Source organism: Rosenbergiella collisarenosi (genome assembly GCF_018494085.1).
Classification (GTDB): domain Bacteria; phylum Pseudomonadota; class Gammaproteobacteria; order Enterobacterales; family Enterobacteriaceae; genus Rosenbergiella; species Rosenbergiella collisarenosi.
In genome coordinates this window covers 37407-52701 of sequence record NZ_JABBFP010000005.1, presented here as the reverse complement: position 1 = coordinate 52701, position 15295 = coordinate 37407, and the positions used below count along the sequence as shown (strand labels likewise).

The 15295-nt window shown below is 51.1% G+C and carries 15 protein-coding genes; 5 read left to right on the top strand and 10 right to left on the bottom strand.

What is annotated here, in order from left to right; all coding sequences use genetic code 11:
- Nucleotides 1-38: 38 nt before the first annotated feature.
- From brnQ to phoB, 4 genes are all read right to left on the bottom strand, one after another.
- A complete protein-coding gene (brnQ, locus tag HGT70_RS09645; protein ID WP_214195781.1) occupies nucleotides 39-1358 on the bottom strand; it encodes a branched-chain amino acid transport system II carrier protein in 1320 nt (439 codons plus the stop codon).
- A 326-nt stretch (nucleotides 1359-1684) separates the two neighbouring features.
- Entirely contained in the window at nucleotides 1685-2791 is a 1107-nt protein-coding gene (locus HGT70_RS09640) for a cobalamin-independent methionine synthase II family protein (RefSeq protein ID WP_214195722.1), read from the bottom strand.
- A gap of 104 nt (nucleotides 2792-2895) precedes the next feature.
- Complete coding sequence (gene phoR / locus HGT70_RS09635; RefSeq protein WP_214195721.1) at nucleotides 2896-4191, bottom strand: phosphate regulon sensor histidine kinase PhoR; 1296 nt, start codon at nucleotides 4189-4191, stop codon at nucleotides 2896-2898.
- A gap of 11 nt (nucleotides 4192-4202) precedes the next feature.
- Nucleotides 4203-4892, bottom strand: a complete 690-nt coding sequence (phoB, locus tag HGT70_RS09630; protein WP_071434398.1) for a phosphate regulon transcriptional regulator PhoB — start codon at nucleotides 4890-4892, stop codon at nucleotides 4203-4205.
- 186 nt (nucleotides 4893-5078) lie between these two features.
- Between phoB and sbcD the strand changes: the two genes are divergently transcribed.
- The 3 genes from sbcD to rdgC all read left to right on the top strand — a co-directional run bounded on the left by sbcD (nucleotide 5079) and on the right by rdgC (nucleotide 10975).
- On the top strand, nucleotides 5079-6308 hold the full coding sequence (gene sbcD / locus HGT70_RS09625; protein WP_214195720.1) for an exonuclease subunit SbcD: 1230 nt from the start codon (nucleotides 5079-5081) through the stop codon (nucleotides 6306-6308).
- Between the two features lie 3 nt (nucleotides 6309-6311).
- Nucleotides 6312-9986, top strand: a complete 3675-nt coding sequence (locus HGT70_RS09620) for an AAA family ATPase (RefSeq protein ID WP_214195719.1) — start codon at nucleotides 6312-6314, stop codon at nucleotides 9984-9986.
- Between the two features lie 77 nt (nucleotides 9987-10063).
- Nucleotides 10064-10975, top strand: a complete 912-nt coding sequence (gene rdgC, locus HGT70_RS09615) for a recombination-associated protein RdgC (protein ID WP_214195718.1) — start codon at nucleotides 10064-10066, stop codon at nucleotides 10973-10975.
- 35 nt (nucleotides 10976-11010) lie between these two features.
- On the opposite strand, the gene ppnP is transcribed toward rdgC, so the two are convergent.
- Together ppnP and aroL are read right to left on the bottom strand one after the other, a co-directional pair.
- Nucleotides 11011-11295, bottom strand: a complete 285-nt coding sequence (ppnP, locus tag HGT70_RS09610; RefSeq protein ID WP_214195717.1) for a pyrimidine/purine nucleoside phosphorylase — start codon at nucleotides 11293-11295, stop codon at nucleotides 11011-11013.
- Nucleotides 11296-11344: 49 nt separating this feature from the next.
- Nucleotides 11345-11872, bottom strand: a complete 528-nt coding sequence (gene aroL, locus HGT70_RS09605) for a shikimate kinase AroL (RefSeq protein ID WP_071434388.1) — start codon at nucleotides 11870-11872, stop codon at nucleotides 11345-11347.
- 237 nt (nucleotides 11873-12109) lie between these two features.
- Here aroL and HGT70_RS09600 point away from each other — a divergent pair, with 237 nt between their 5' ends.
- Nucleotides 12110-12790, top strand: coding sequence for a DUF2076 domain-containing protein (locus HGT70_RS09600; RefSeq protein ID WP_214195716.1), 681 nt, complete (start codon nucleotides 12110-12112; stop codon nucleotides 12788-12790).
- Between the two features lie 8 nt (nucleotides 12791-12798).
- Here the strand turns inward: HGT70_RS09600 and HGT70_RS09595 are convergent, their stop codons facing one another.
- Complete coding sequence (locus tag HGT70_RS09595; RefSeq protein ID WP_214195715.1) at nucleotides 12799-13239, bottom strand: YaiI/YqxD family protein; 441 nt, start codon at nucleotides 13237-13239, stop codon at nucleotides 12799-12801.
- Nucleotides 13240-13329: 90 nt separating this feature from the next.
- Between HGT70_RS09595 and proC the strand changes: the two genes are divergently transcribed.
- The gene (proC, locus tag HGT70_RS09590) at nucleotides 13330-14145 is read left to right on the top strand and encodes a pyrroline-5-carboxylate reductase (protein ID WP_214195714.1); all 816 of its coding nucleotides are present in this window, start codon (nucleotides 13330-13332) and stop codon (nucleotides 14143-14145) included.
- An 89-nt stretch (nucleotides 14146-14234) separates the two neighbouring features.
- On the opposite strand, the gene HGT70_RS09585 is transcribed toward proC, so the two are convergent.
- The 3 genes from HGT70_RS09585 to HGT70_RS09575 form a co-directional block, all read right to left on the bottom strand.
- Nucleotides 14235-14537, bottom strand: a complete 303-nt coding sequence (locus HGT70_RS09585; RefSeq protein WP_071434379.1) for a PsiF family protein — start codon at nucleotides 14535-14537, stop codon at nucleotides 14235-14237.
- A gap of 104 nt (nucleotides 14538-14641) precedes the next feature.
- The gene (locus HGT70_RS09580; protein WP_214195713.1) at nucleotides 14642-14794 is read right to left on the bottom strand and encodes a hypothetical protein; all 153 of its coding nucleotides are present in this window, start codon (nucleotides 14792-14794) and stop codon (nucleotides 14642-14644) included.
- Nucleotides 14795-14939: 145 nt separating this feature from the next.
- On the bottom strand, nucleotides 14940-15230 hold the full coding sequence (locus tag HGT70_RS09575) for an I78 family peptidase inhibitor (protein ID WP_071434377.1): 291 nt from the start codon (nucleotides 15228-15230) through the stop codon (nucleotides 14940-14942).
- Between the last annotated feature and the right edge of the window lie 65 nt (nucleotides 15231-15295).

Below are 15295 nucleotides of genomic sequence, written 5' to 3'. Positions count from 1 at the left end.
CCACGAGCATCGGCTCGTGGTAATGATGTCAATCTTGTTTAGTGTGAAGTCGTAGCGCTTGCCTTACCCTTGACCCTATCGATAACGGCCGCGATAAGAATAACAACCACTACTGGCGGTAACCAAGACAAATTCTGCTCGGATAACGGCAGGTGTTGCAAACTTGCTGGGACCCAAGTACTGAAATCACTCGCTTTCAGACCATCGATGATACCAAACACTAAGCTTACCGCCATCGCAGGCTTAACAATTCTGCCGGCTTGCTGCCACCAGTTTAAGGTAAAACTCAATACGACCAAAACAATACACGGTGGGTAGATAGCCGTGAGAATTGGAATAGAAATCGCGATCAGATGCGTCAAACCAAGGTTAGAAATAATCATCGCAAAGAGACCGAGGATCACGACCAGAGTCTTGTAGGATAACGGGATATACTGAGCGAAAAATTCTGCACAGGCACAGGTCAGGCCAATCGCTGTCACCATGCAGGCGATAAAAATTAGTACGCCTAGGAATAAGCTGCCACCGGCACCAAAGGAGTGTTGGACATAAGCATGGAGAATCGCAGCACCATTCGACGACTGGCTGATTAAACTACCGCTATCTGAGCCCAGCTTAAACAACGATAAGTAGACTAATGTTAAGCCTACGCCCGCGATTACGCCGGCTAAGATAGTGTAGCGCGTCAGTAGTTTAGGATTATCGATACCGCGAGAACGCGCGGCATTGACGATAACGATCCCAAAGACCAAGGCACCCAGCGTATCCATCGTCAAGTAACCATTTACGAACCCATTAGAGAATGCAGCCTGTTGGTAGACCTCTGTCGCAGGTAGATTATTCCCTGCTGGCCATAACAGTGCGGCAATACCCAAGATGGCGAGGGCGACGATTTTTACCGGTGCTAAGAAGTGCCCCACCGTATCAAGCAGTTTTCCAGGAAATAGCGAGATAACGATGACGAGGGCAAAATAGATTGCGCTATAAATGGCCAGTGCCAACGAATTCTCACCGACCAATGGGCCAATCCCCACTTCGAAGGAGACCGTCGCGGTTCGCGGGGTAGCAAACAGTGGACCGACGGCTAAATAGCAGACCATCGCTAAAACAATACCCGCGACTTTACCGACGGGAGTACTTAGGCTATCAACGCCACCGCCGACCCGCGCCAGCGCAATGACGGTCGCAACAGGTAACCCTACGGCGGTGATCAAGAAACCAATCGCGGATACCCAGACATGTTCGCCCGATTGGATACCGACCATCGGTGGGAAGATAATATTACCGGCACCGACAAATAACGCAAAAGTCATAAAACCCAGCGCAAATATGTCCCTAGTTGTTAAACGTTTCATAATAAATATTCTATGTCGCCCTGTCGTTTATAAAAGTTATAGTTTATTGACGATCACTTCCCCTTCTTACTGACCGAGATCAGAGGGAATAAAATGTGAAATGGCGTCGAGCCACAAGCTCCGTCAAGGTCATAAGTAAATCTTTTATAACATACAAAGGCAACAGAGCAACTGTAATGCAGGAGGATATTCTGGAAAATGTAAGGAAAGCAGCAATTGTGCTAAGGATAGTAGGAAACATTTAGAAAATGATATGCGTATTTTTTGTGCAGCCTAATGCCTTTTAAGAAAAAGGGCGATTGTATCCCTCACATCGCCCCTACGACAGGTTAGTGCCACACCTGCTCTGCAACGTGTTGCAACCGATCGATTTTTTGCCACTGTTCGCTCTCGAGAATATCGTTCCCCTCCTCTGTCGAAGCGAAACCACATTGCGGGCTGATACAAATTTGGTCGAGCGCAACATAGCGAGTAGCCTCGAGGATCCTTGCTTTCAGTGCCTCGGCTGTTTCAAGCTTACCGACCTTAGTCGTTACCAGTCCGAGTACGACCTGCTGGTGACCCACCGGTAAAAAACGCAGCGGCTCGAACCCACCCGAGCGATCGTTATCATACTCAAGGAAAAAAGCATCGACGTTGACGCGACGGAAAAGGATTTCGGCGACGGGTCCATAACCCCCCTCTGAAATCCACGTCGAGCGAAAATTACCGCGACAGACATGCAGTCCAATGCGCATATCGGCGGGTTTTCCCTCTAGTGCACGATTCAGTACCCTAGCGTAAGTATTCGCCAGTTGTCGGGGATCATCGCCACGTGCACGAATCTGCTGTTGCTGGGCCTCTGAACACAGGTATGCCCACACCGTATCATCCAGTTGTAGGTAACGACAGCCTGCCTGGTAAAATGCCTGTATCGCTTTTTTCCACGTTAACGCAAGATCATCGAAATAATCTTCAAGATCGGGGTAGACCTCTGTAGAGATCGCCTCCCGCCCTCCCCTAAAATGCAGGACACTGGGGCTTGGGATTGTCATTTTGGCGAGACTGTTCCCCGCAATACTTTGTAGAAAGCGAAAGTCGTCCAGCATCGGATGGTCGGTAAAGTCGATTTTTCCGGTTACTTTTATTCCGCGCGCTTTCGTCTGCACGCCATTGAACTGGATACCTTGCTCAACCGTTACGGATTCAATGCCCGCTAACCCATCGAAAAAATCGAAGTGCCACCACGCTCGGCGAAACTCACCATCGGTCACGACCTGTAAGCCGTGCTGTTGCTGCTGCGCGACAACCTGCTTGATCGCCTCATCCTCGATACTGTGCAACTGTTCCGCGCTAATCTGGCCCTGAGCGAACTGAACACGCGCCTGCTTGATCGCCTTCGGACGTAAAAAACTGCCAACAACTTCCACACGGTAAGGGTATTGCTGCTTAGACATCGTTCACCTCGAGTGTTTATATAAACAAAGGACATCTGGATGGCTAAACACCGTACTCCCTTCAACTCAAAACGCAATGGAAGAGAGTTCAGGTGAATGATGAATTATTCTCTTTCGCTCAGGATCTGCGCCTTAGATAATTGAAAGCTAAAGACTGTCTGCTGATGAGGCTGACTCTCAATTCGCAGCTTACTGCCATGATGGCCGAGGGCGTGTTTAACTATCGCCAAGCCGAGCCCGCTCCCCCCAGAGTGGCGCGATCGCGCACCATCGACGCGATAAAATCTTTCCGTTAGCCGAGACAAATGCTCTGCCGCAATCCCTGGGCCATCATCACTGACCTTGAATTCCGCACCACTAGGGGTCCGCTGCCAGCTTAGTGTAATAGTCGTACCTGGCGGGGTGTGATTAATCGCATTGAAGACTAAGTTGGAAATCGCACTACGCAGCTGCTCTTCGTTGCCCAATGCCCATAACGTTTTATCGCTCAGGCAGATCAGCGAATGCCGTTCCTCGCTCAACGCCTTAGCCTCTTGATAGACTTGTTCAAGCAGTCGAGGGACATCTATCTGTTGGCGCATTTCATAGGTGGGGGTGGCCTCGATCTTCGAAAGCGTTAGGAGTTGCTTAACGAGATCAGCCATACGCTGTGTCTGGGATTGCATGGTAGCCAATGCTTTTTGCTGGCTGGCAGGAGGCATTCCCCCCTGTTCCATCATCTCAAGATAGCCTTGAAGCACAGTAAGTGGCGTACGTAATTCGTGACTAACATTAGCAAAAAAATTACGCCGCATATTCTCAAGTTGATGAATTTGGCTAACGTCCCTGCCCACGATCAACCACTGTTGATCGCTGTAGGGCATGACTCGAAACTCGGTTTGCTGTCCGTTATTCAGCGCTTGGACTAAAGGCTGAGCGAATTGGCGCTGCTGTAGATAGCGTGAGAACTCCGGATAACGTAGAAGGTTTTGAATGTTCTGGCCATTATCTTCCGGCCAGCGCAGCCCTAATAGATGTTGAGCCAAGCCGTTACACCAGAAAATATTCCCTTCTTCTGTCACCAGCACTAACGCATCGGGCAACGACTCCGCGCCACTGCGAAAGCGTTGGATCAGCGAGCGCAACTCACTGCGTCGACGCTTGTTACGCTGTTGCATCAATTGTAAGCCGTAGAACAGTGGCTCCCAACTCCCTCGCCCTACCGGCGGGGTCATGCTGCGGTCGACCCACAGCCAATGAGAAAGGCGCATAAGCTGCCTAAAATGCCAGCCGAGAAGGCCTAATAGCCCGATGATAAGCGCCGCACTCAGGTGGTGACAAAAAAATCCGATGACCGAGGCTACAATAAGGACAACGAACAGCTCAAGCAGCAAGGTTTTTAAGGAGAGTTTATCGAGCACCTTTCACTCCCCTAGTACCGTACTGAGAATCGGTAACCCGCGCCACGTACTGTTTGTACCATTTTTTCATACCCTGAGCTTTCAAGCGCCTTACGTAACCGACGGATATGGACATCGACAGTACGGTCTTCGACATACACATTAGTGCCCCACACCTGATTCAGTAAATGTTCTCGGGTATAGACTTTCTCTGGGTGGGACATAAAAAAGTGTAACAGCCGATACTCCGTCGGCCCCATATCAATCGGCGTTTCACCAGCCATTACGCGGTGAGAACGCGGATCGAGAATAAGTCCTTGGATATCGATGACCTCATCTTCCGGCATGGGGGAGATACGGCGAATAATCGCTTTAATGCGCGCGATAAGCTCTTTCGGGGAGAAAGGCTTGAGCATGTAATCGTCGGCTCCCGCATCAAGCCCTCTTACGCGATCCTCTTCTTCCCCTTTCGCCGTTAACATCAAGACCGGGATATCGCGGGTAAACGCCTCTTTCTTTAGATGCCGGATATACTGGATACCGCTGCCACCGGGTAGCATCCAGTCGAGTAGGATTAAGTCTGGCCAAGGCTCTATCAACTGCCGTAGAGCGCGGTCATAGTCTTCCGCTTCGATTACGTCATAACCATTCTGTTCTAATACGAAACAAATCATTTCGCGAATGGGTGCTTCATCCTCTACTACTAAGATCCGCTTGGCCATTTTTTCTCCAAAATTAACCACTTACTTAGGCATGACCGCTATTATCTGTCACTTTTATGACAGTTTTATGAATCGCGTAAGTAACTAATCATCTTCCGGCGGCTAATGCAAGTTTGCGCCCAAGTGTTTTTCGCAGGATCAGTTGCCGCTATACTCAGGCTTTGATAATCGTAGAAGTGAAGCCTGATGAAAATAATCCATACCTCTGATTGGCATTTAGGCCAATTTTTCTATGCACGGAGTCGAGCGGCAGAGCATCAGGCTTTTTTTCAATGGTTAAAGGCATTGGTTATCGAACAGAGCGTCGACGCCATCATTGTGGCTGGCGATATTTTCGATACCGCCACCCCCGCGAGTTATGCTCGGGAACTCCTCAATCAGTTTATTGTTTCGTTACAAGAGACCGGCTGCCAACTCTACCTATTGGCGGGTAATCACGACTCGGTGGCTACGCTAAACGAATCGAGAGCATTAGTCGCCTGCTTAAATACACATATTATCACCGGTCCTCGGTCGGACGATGAGCCGCATGCGTCGTCGCTCTTCCCAATTAAAGACGCAGAGGGAAAAATTGGCGCATTGCTCTGTGCTATCCCTTATCTGCGCCCACGAGATATCCAACTCAGCCAGGCCGGGCTATCGGGGCGTGAGAAACAGCAAGACCTGTTACAGGCCATCACCCGCTACTACCATGAGAATTTCCTCGCGGCGCGCGAGTATCAACAGCTTCACCAGTGCGGACATCTACCGATCATTGCGACAGGGCACCTTACCGCACTTGGGGTCACGAAGAGCGACTCTGTCCGCGATATTTATATCGGTACGCTAGAAGCCTTCCCAGCGAGCGCCTTTCCTCCCGCCGACTACATCGCGCTGGGTCATATTCATCGCGCCCAAAACGTCAGCGGCGCTACGCCGATCCGCTATAGTGGCTCCCCGATTCCGTTAAGCTTCGATGAGCTAGGCTCGCCCAAGAGTATTACCATGCTCTCCCTCACCGAGGGGGCACCTTTAATGTGGGAGACCTATGAAATTCCTTGTTTTCAACCGATGCGCGTAATAAAGGGATCCTTAAAGGAGCTGGCCGAGCAGCTGTCGGCCTTAGAGCGTCCGAGCAATGGTCAAAGAATATGGCTCGATATCGAAATCCATCACGAGGATTACCTCAGCGATCTGCAGCAGCGGGTAGAAAAACTCACAGAAGATCTTGCCGTGGAAATTTTACTGCTGCGCCGTAAGCGTATCGCGACCTCCTCTACGCTCACTTCTCTGCAGAAAGAGACGTTAGGCGAGCTTACGCCCGAGGAAGTTTTTCGGCGGCGCTTAGCGCAAGAAACGCTGGATGATGACCAACACCACCTGATGCTGCAGCGATTCCGACAAGTTACTGCGCAGATCGATGACGAGCAGGAATAATCGATGAAAATATTAACGTTACGTCTTAAGAATTTAAACTCACTGCGCGGTGAATGGCATATCGACTTTACCCAACCGCCTTTTCGCGACAATGGATTATTTGCGATCACCGGTGAAACGGGAGCGGGCAAGACAACACTATTGGATGCGATATGCTTGGCGCTCTATCATCAGACGCCACGCTTAGGGGGCATCTCACCGACCCAGAACCAGCTAATGACACGCGGTACCAGCGACTGCCTCGCCGAGGTGGAGTTTGAAATCAAAGGAGAAGCTTGGCGCGCTTTCTGGAGCCAAAATCGTGCTCGCAATGACCATCGCGGCAAGCTACAGCCGCCGAAAGTGGAACTCGCACGGTGTCGCGATAATAAGATTTTCGCGGATAAAGTCTCAGATAAACTGAAATTAATCGAAACGCTGTCGGGCCTTAACTTCCAACGTTTTACGCGCTCAATGATGCTATCCCAAGGGCAATTCGCCGCCTTTCTTAACGCCCCGGTCGCGGAACGCGCAGAGTTGCTGGAAGAGTTAACCGGTACCGCTATCTATGGCAGGATTTCGCAGCAGGTCTTCGAACAGCACAAACTCTATAAGATCGAACTCGACCAGCTACAGGCTAAGTTGTCAGGGGTTACGCTACTCAGCGAGCCACAGCGTGAGGCCCTGCAACATCAGCAACATACGCTGGCCAGTGAGCGCGATACCCTTCAGCAGCAGCTCGAACAGTTAACGGCAGCATTGAATTGGCAGCATTATCAGCAACAGCTCCACGAACACCTTATGCAGGGCCGTGAGGCGCTTACCGCCACTGAGCAGCAGGCTCTGGCCTTAGCCCCACTTCAGGAAAAACTGACTGCCTACCAACCCGCTGCGCAATTACTTCCTACGTGGCAAAGGTTACAACAGTCGACCCACGCCGTTGAGCAGGCACGCGCTCAGCAGCATAGCCTGCAACAACTGGTTCAGCAGGCGGAGCAGCAGCGACTGGCCAGTTACGATAACTGGCAGAACAAAGTGCAGGCCGAACAGCAGTTTCAGCGCCAGCAGCACGAGCAGCAACAGCTCTTGGTCGATAAAGTGATCCCCCTCGATGAGCGGATCAAGCATCTCACGCAGTTACAGCAGCAGACCGAGCAACAGCTACAGCCGCTACAGTCGGCTTATCGCGAGTGTGCAGAACAGCTCACCCTGCTCACGCAGCAATCGCAAAGCCACCAGCAGCGGATTGAAGTGATCGACCACTGGCAACAAGGTTATCCGACGCTTAGCGCTTGGGGTGCTCATTTGGTCGGCTGGCGACATCACGCTGAACAGCTGTTACGGGAGCAGCGCGCGGGTCAGACGGTCGCCGATCAGCTCGCACAACGAAAACAGCGACACGTACGTTTAGGTGAGGAACGCGACCAGCAACGTACACTGACCGAAGCCTCGCAACGAGGCGTTGACCAGCAGTCAGCGGCGCTTTTAGCATTACACCAAGATAACGCCACGCAAGACGCAGACAATACGTTTCAGGCTTTGGCCACTTGGCAGCGCGAGCAAGGGCACCTAACGCCCCACTTGCAACAACTGTCGCGTTGGTCGGACCAGTGGCAGGCGGGGGTGACAACCCGCGAACAGACGCAACGCGCGCTTCAACGTAGCGAACAACAATTAGCCACGCTGCGTCAGCAACATCATGCCCAGTCCCAGCAACTCGCCAGCGACAAAGCTCAGCTTGTTGCCTTAGAAAAACTCTGTGTTTTAGAGCAACAGGTGGCAGATTTACAGCGGCTACGCGACAGCCTACAGGATGGCGACCCCTGTGTCGTATGCGGATCGACGGATCACCCCGGCCACTCAATAGCCGATGGTCTTGCGACTCACCCGTCGCACCTGGCAGCGCGTGATGCGCAACGCGCCTGCATTGAACAGGGCTCGCAAGCGGTGGCTCGTCTTGAGGCAGACTGCGAAAACAGCCAACGAGAAGCCCAACACCATCGCGAGACACTGGCGCAATCAGACGACGCTCTTGCCACACTCCAAATGACGTGGCAAACCCTAACGTTAGCGCAAGGGATAGATCTGGCACTGGACGATAGACAGGGGCTTGAACAGGCTCTCGCCCTGCAACTCGAGCGCCAGCAACACTATCAAGACGCCCTACAGGCACAGCAGCGTCGCCAAGAAGAGCGCTATCGTACCGAGAAGGCATTATCTCAGCAGCAACACCACCTTCAGCAGCAACAGCAAGCATTGGCGCTTCTTGACCAGCAGTATCAGCTAGAACAACAACAGCTCAAAGAAGCCACTCAGCAGGCCGCCGCCGCCCAACAGACGTTACAACAGGATTATGACGATCTCCTGCAGCAACTGGCTCAGTATCAGTTAGCACCGTTACCGCTCAGCGAGCTGGTCACCACATTAGACGATTATCAGAAGATCTGGACGACTTATCAGGGCTATCAACAAGAGCGCCTCGAGCTTGAGGCGACACGTAGCACCCTAAGCGAGCGCCTCGCCGCCTTACAGCGTGAACAGACGCAGCGCTCTGCCGAGATACAGCACCAACAGCAGCAGTTATCGGCACATAAAGCGACTACCGCTGACTGTGTCAATGAGCGTCACACGCTGGTGGGTGATCAATCCGTTCATCAGTTACGTCAGTCACTTAACGAACAAGCGCAACGCCTCAGAGACGACGAGCAGCAGCAGCGTCAACTCTGGCAGCAGAAGCAGGACCGCCACCAACAGATCAGTGGTGAGGAACGCCAAGTCGCTACGCAGCTTGCCGCTCTAATATTGCAGTTACAGGAGGCCGAGGCGCTATTTAACGATGCACTGCACGCCTCCGTCTTTACTGATCAGGCGCATTTCTTAGACGCATTGTTACCCGAGTCGGTGATTACCGACTATCGTCAGAAACTCGATCAGGCTGCACAGCAGATCGATCGCGCTAAAACACGACTCACTCAGGCCGAACGGTCGCTTCAACAACATCAGCAGGCTCAGCCTGCGCTGGCAAGTGAGACCGCGCAGCATCTCGTGCCCCAGCGCGACCAGCAGCAGCAACGCTATCAAGCGGTACTCGTTCAACAAGGAGAAGTTACCCAACAATTACTTGCAGACGATACGCTCAAACAGCAGCAGTCGACGCTTGTCGCGACGATCGCCGAACGTCAAGACCACCTTGCAACGTGGGATCAGCTCAATGAATTAATCGGCTCTGCCAGCGGCGATAAGTTCCGGCGTTTTGCTCAAGGATTAACCTTAGAGCATTTAGTTTGGTTAGCTAACCAACAACTCGAACGGTTACATGGCCGCTATCGTTTGCAGCGCACGGAACGCGATCTCCTTGAATTACAAGTGGTCGACCAGTGGCAGGCCGATGAATGTCGCGACACGAAAACCCTCTCGGGGGGAGAAAGCTTCTTAGTCAGCCTTGCCTTAGCCCTCGCGTTATCGGATCTGATGAGCGATAGGAACCATATCGACTCACTCTTTTTAGATGAGGGATTCGGTACGCTCGATTCCGCCACCTTGGATGCTGCACTCGATGCACTGGATAGCCTGAATGCCTCGGGTAAGATGATTGGGGTTATCAGCCATGTCGAGGCGATGAAAGAGCGGATTCCCGTACAAATTAAAGTAAAGAAAGTGAATGGATTAGGCTTCTCTTCCTTAGCGATAAGCCATTAATAGAATGCTATAGAGGCTGAAACCTAGCACCAAATTCAGTATGATACGCGCAGCGCAAAGCAAACAGAGGAAAGTAAATGTTGTGGTTTAAAAATATGATGGTCTACCGTTTAACCCGAGAGATCCCTCTAGTTGCTGAAGAGATGGAGACGCAATTGGCGTCCTGCCAATTTACCCCTTGCGGGAGCCAGGATAAACTCGCCATGGGCTGGGTACCACCGTTGGGCCCGCAAGCGAGCGCCCTCGTTCATGCCAGCCAAGGTCAGCTGTTACTCTGTGCTCGCAAAGAAGAGAAAATGCTGCCTGCGACAGTGATCAAGCAAGCGCTGGAAGCAAAAGTCCATAAGCTGGAAACCGAACAGCAACGCCGTCTAAAGAAAACGGAAAAAGAGTCGTTAAAAGACGAAGTTATACACAGCCTACTGCCGCGTGCCTTTAGCCGTTATAGTCAAACTTGGATATGGATCGATGTCGAACGTCAACGCGTGATCGTCGATAGCGGCAGTGCTAAAAAAGCCGAAGACGTCTTAGCTCTATTACGTAAAAGCTTGGGGTCACTCCCTGTCGTTCCGCTTAACTTGCAAACCCCTGTAGAGATTACGCTGACAGAATGGGTGCGTTCGGGGACGCCTAGCACAGGGTACACGCTGCTCGACGAGGCTGAGCTAAAGGCGACGCTGGAAGAAGGCGGCGTGATCCGCTGTAAAAAACAAGAGTTGGTCTGCGATGAAATCGCCCATCATATTGAGTCGGGTAAACGCGTCACAAAACTTGGGGTCGATTGGCAAGAGCGTGTGCAATGCTTGCTGAACGATGATGCCTCCATCAAACGCATCAAGTTTAGCGATACGTTGCGTGAACAGAATGATGATATTAGTCGTGAAGAGGCCGACCTACGTTTCGATGCAGACTTCGTCCTGATGACCGGTGAGTTAGAGATGTTTATCGATTCACTCATCGAAAGTCTCGGCGGTGAAACCGCACAGTAGTCAATAAGGCTGCCGACACCCGGCAGCCTATTTTCTTACAGGTAACGGCAAAGATAGGCCGCAGGCTCTGCAACTTGTAGGTGGAATTCGCTATGCTCAGGGACATTAAACGCACTACCCGCCTCAAACCACCGCCATTCCGTTTCACCCGGTAGTAACACTTTTAACGCGCCGCTGATGACGGTCATCTCTTCAGCCTTTGCGGTACTGAAGGTATACTCACCGCTCTCCATCACGCCAACACTGGCTTCACCGGCTAGGCTATTTTCAAAACCAATCGATCTAACTTTACCTTCAAAATACTCGTTCGCTTTAAGCATACTAGTTCCTTCGTTAGAAATAAGAGTCAGTGGTTAGGGGGTAAGGGAATCAAGCCGTCAATGAGTCACGACTCAATGCCGTTAGAATATCGATAACGACTTTTTCCGGGGGCTGATTGGCATCGATACAATGATGCGCGGCCTGCTGATAAAGCGGGAGGCGCTGCTGAAGCACCTCGTAGATCTCTTCGGTAATCGGTCTGCCCGTTAGCGTCGGACGCTGTTCCATCTCAGGATCGGCGGTAAGGCGGCTAGCCAATACTTGGTGGTCGACACTTAGCCAGATCACCGCACCAGACTGGCGCATATGCTGGCGATTATCGTCGCGCAGGACGATTCCGCCGCCCGTCGCCACTACCGTATTATCAGAGGTCACAGTAAGCAGTGCTTGATGCTCTTGCTGACGAAAGGTCTCCCAACCATGCTGTGCGACGAACTCTGCGATACTTTGGTCTAAATGCTGCTGTAGTTGCTGATCTGTGTCGCAAAATTGATAGCTGAGCTGTCGAGCGAGGAGCTTCCCCACCGTCGTTTTACCACAGCCTCTGGCACCGATGAGGTATACCGGAAATGACATAAGCAGAACATCCTCTACCGCCGCTTGGCGGACGTCTCCATAGTAAGTGATCTACAGGCATCATAACTGGATTACCGGTCAACGGCTATCCCGCTGAAAGGTTGAAAACACATTTATTTACGGCTATCCCCTTCCCTTTAGGCTGATTATCCCCATATCATCAGCTAAGCGAAGCGTTCCAGCCTTGTGCAGGAGCGCTCATGCACCTTGTTGCGTTTATAAAAAGAGAGGTTTCTGATGCAAACTGAAGAACAAAAACTCATTGATGACCTGTTTGGCCGCCTGCAGCAGGCACAAGCGCAATCTACCGCACGTGATAGCGGCGCTGAGCAGCGTATTAAACAGCATCTGCAGTCGCAACCCGATGCCCCTTATTACATGGCTCAGGCCATTATCATTCAAGAAGCTGCGTTAAAGAAACTGAACGATCGCGTTACACAACTCGAACGTCAGGCCGCTGAGCAGCCGAAACAGAGCAGTGGTGGCTTCCTTTCCGGTCTATTCGGCGGGGGCAATAGTCGTCCACAAAGCGCACCGCAGCAAAATAGTGGTTGGGGCGGTAATCCACAAAACGCTGCACCACAGCAAGGCTATAACAGTGCGCCGCAACAGCCGGCTGCGCGAGGCACCGGATTTTTAGGGGGTGCACTACAAACTGCCGTGGGTGTTGCGGGAGGGGTGGTCATGGCAGATATGTTGACCAGTATGTTCCGCCATTCGCAACCCGAGGAGATCGTCAATATTATTAACGAGCCTCCTCTTGAGCAGCCAAACTACGATGAGAACTTAGATACGCTTAACCAGCCAGCAGATGCCGGTGATTTCAGTAACGACTGGGGCTCACAGCCTAGCGAAGATAATGGTAGCTTCTTTGGCGGTGATAGTAGCTTCGGCGACGATGACGATAGCTTCCTTTAAGCGATAAGTTACCGAGCTTGGAACCACTTATCGAGTTCGTTAGCAAATAGCTGACGATCTTTTTGGCTCAACGCTGCGGGACCTCCGGACGGTATTCCACTGGAGCGCAGCGTCTCCATAAAATCACGCATTACTAAGCGTTGTTTGATCGTTTCACGCGAATAACGCTCTCCTCGCGGGTTTAGCGCTTCCCCCCCCTTCTCCAGTACCTCAGCGGCTAAAGGGATATCGCTAGTAATCACCAGCTCCCCAAGACCCACGCGTTTGACTATCTCGTTATCCGCAACATCAAACCCGGCTGCTACGCGTAGTGTACGTAAATATTCTGATGAAGGAACACGCAGCGATTGGTTAGCAACAAATGTCACGACGGTTTTGGTTCTTTCAGCCGCACGGTAGAGCACTTCCTTAATGACCACCGGGCAAGCGTCGGCATCGACCCATATCATGTTTATTCTTCCTCTATACTTATGGTGAAAGATAATTGTGTATAGTAATAACTTCTACCGAATTTGTCATAGATAAGGTTTAACAGCGACATGAAAAATTTAAAGATAGGTTTTCTAGGGTGTGGCAATATGGCGAGCGCAATGATCAATGGCTTGATTACCAGTAAAGCCCTCCCTGCTGAGAATATTCTGGTCTTTGACCGTAAGCCGAAAACCAATAGTGATCTCCATGACCAATTTGGCGTGACGCCTATGGATAGTGCGAATCAACTCGCCGAGAAAGCCGACTATTTGATTGCAGCGGTCAAGCCCAACGCTCTGCTAGAGACCCTCGCTAAGCTCTCCAGCCACCTACGCAAAGAGACGGTGATTGTTTCCGTAGCGGCCGGCGTTACGCTAGACTCTTTAGCCTCAGCCTTACCGAGCGGACAAAAAATCATTCGGGTGATGCCAAATACGCCCTGCTTAGTGGGCGAAGGGATGAGTTCGATAACCCCAAATAGCGAAGTCAGCGAACAAGAAACTGAAACGGTAGTGACGCTCTTTAGCCAGTTCGGTAAAGCTGAAGTCGTTAGCGAATCCCTGATCCATGCGGTGGTCGGGGTTAGTGGTTCGGCCCCCGCTTATATTTATATCTTAATTGAAGCCATGGCCGATGCGGCGGTCCTAGCAGGGATGCCTCGTGCGAAAGCCTATCAGTTTGCCGCACAGGCGGTTAAGGGCTCTGCTGAGATGGTCTTAGAAAGCGGGAAACACCCGGGGGAGTTAAAAGATAATGTTTGCTCACCAGGCGGTACAACCATTGAGGCGGTTGCGATGTTAGAGGAGACGGGGTTTCGGTCCTCAATTATGCAAGCGATGCAGGCGTGTATCGCAAAATCGGCAGCATTAAGTAAGCAATCATAGGCGCAAGTCGAACTTAGGGTTAGCCTTTATCGTTCCTCGCAAATAAAAAATTCACCCAACCGTGCTTAACACGATTGGGTGAACGGGTATTACGATTTCTTTAAACAGCTACTCATAAACGTTTTACGCTCTGCTCCAGCAAGCTTTTTATCTTTAGCTGTGGCATTACACGTTTTCATTTTTTGCTGCTGGGCGGTTAGGCCAGAGGCTTTGCTATCTTTCTTCAAACAGTTACTCATGAAGCTTTTGCGGCTATCGCCTTTTAGGCTTTGTGAGCCTGCCTGCTGGTTACACACGGTCATCTTCTGCTGTTGGGCAGTTTTCTCAGCTGCTGAAGCGTAACCAGTCACCAATGTTGTGGCTAGAGCAAGGGTCATTAACATCTGTTTCATTCTACTTCTCCTTATAGGTCGACGATATAATTCGCAGGCAACCCTACAAATTTATTTATCAGAATACCTCGATTTTATGAAGGTTCGAAGAAACTATTTGTTAATTATCGTGTTTGGCTGAACCCATAGTGAGGGCCGCCAGGACCACCACCGCCACCGCCGCCACCACCGCCAGGTCCTCCCCATGGAGGAAGAATACACCCGCTTAGACTTGCGGTGAGTGCAAGCACCGATACGACTTTGATTAACGTTTTCATTTGCACATCCTTCTTTTTCTCAGAGACTGAATTCTATCTTGAGATTCATCCAGAAAAATCTGCAACGCGCTGCTGTTAACCTCTGTTAACCACGCTTTACCTAATGCCAACAGAATACTCATTGTTGGCTTGCACTCTTAACCTATTACCCGCAATACACTCGGCTGATTACGCCCTTTTCATCAGCGAGAAAGTTAATCCGATGCAGATTAAAATCCATCGTTACCGAGGCATAGGCAGGGATCGCACGGACCGGCTCGTCCAGTTGCAGCGCATCCACGGCGGTTAGCGGCTTACCGACATAGGTCTGAAATTGCGACGCACTACACATATCGTTATCGGGTAGATAACGCGCAGTCGGCTCAGGGCGAGTATGACTACAGGCGGTAATCGCCGAACAGAGTACAAGAGAAGAAAGGAGGGTAAAATATTTCATAACAGCCTCATTCACTGCTATTTACTCAAGAACGGCTAGAATAAGTGTTCTTGAGTAAGAGTCAG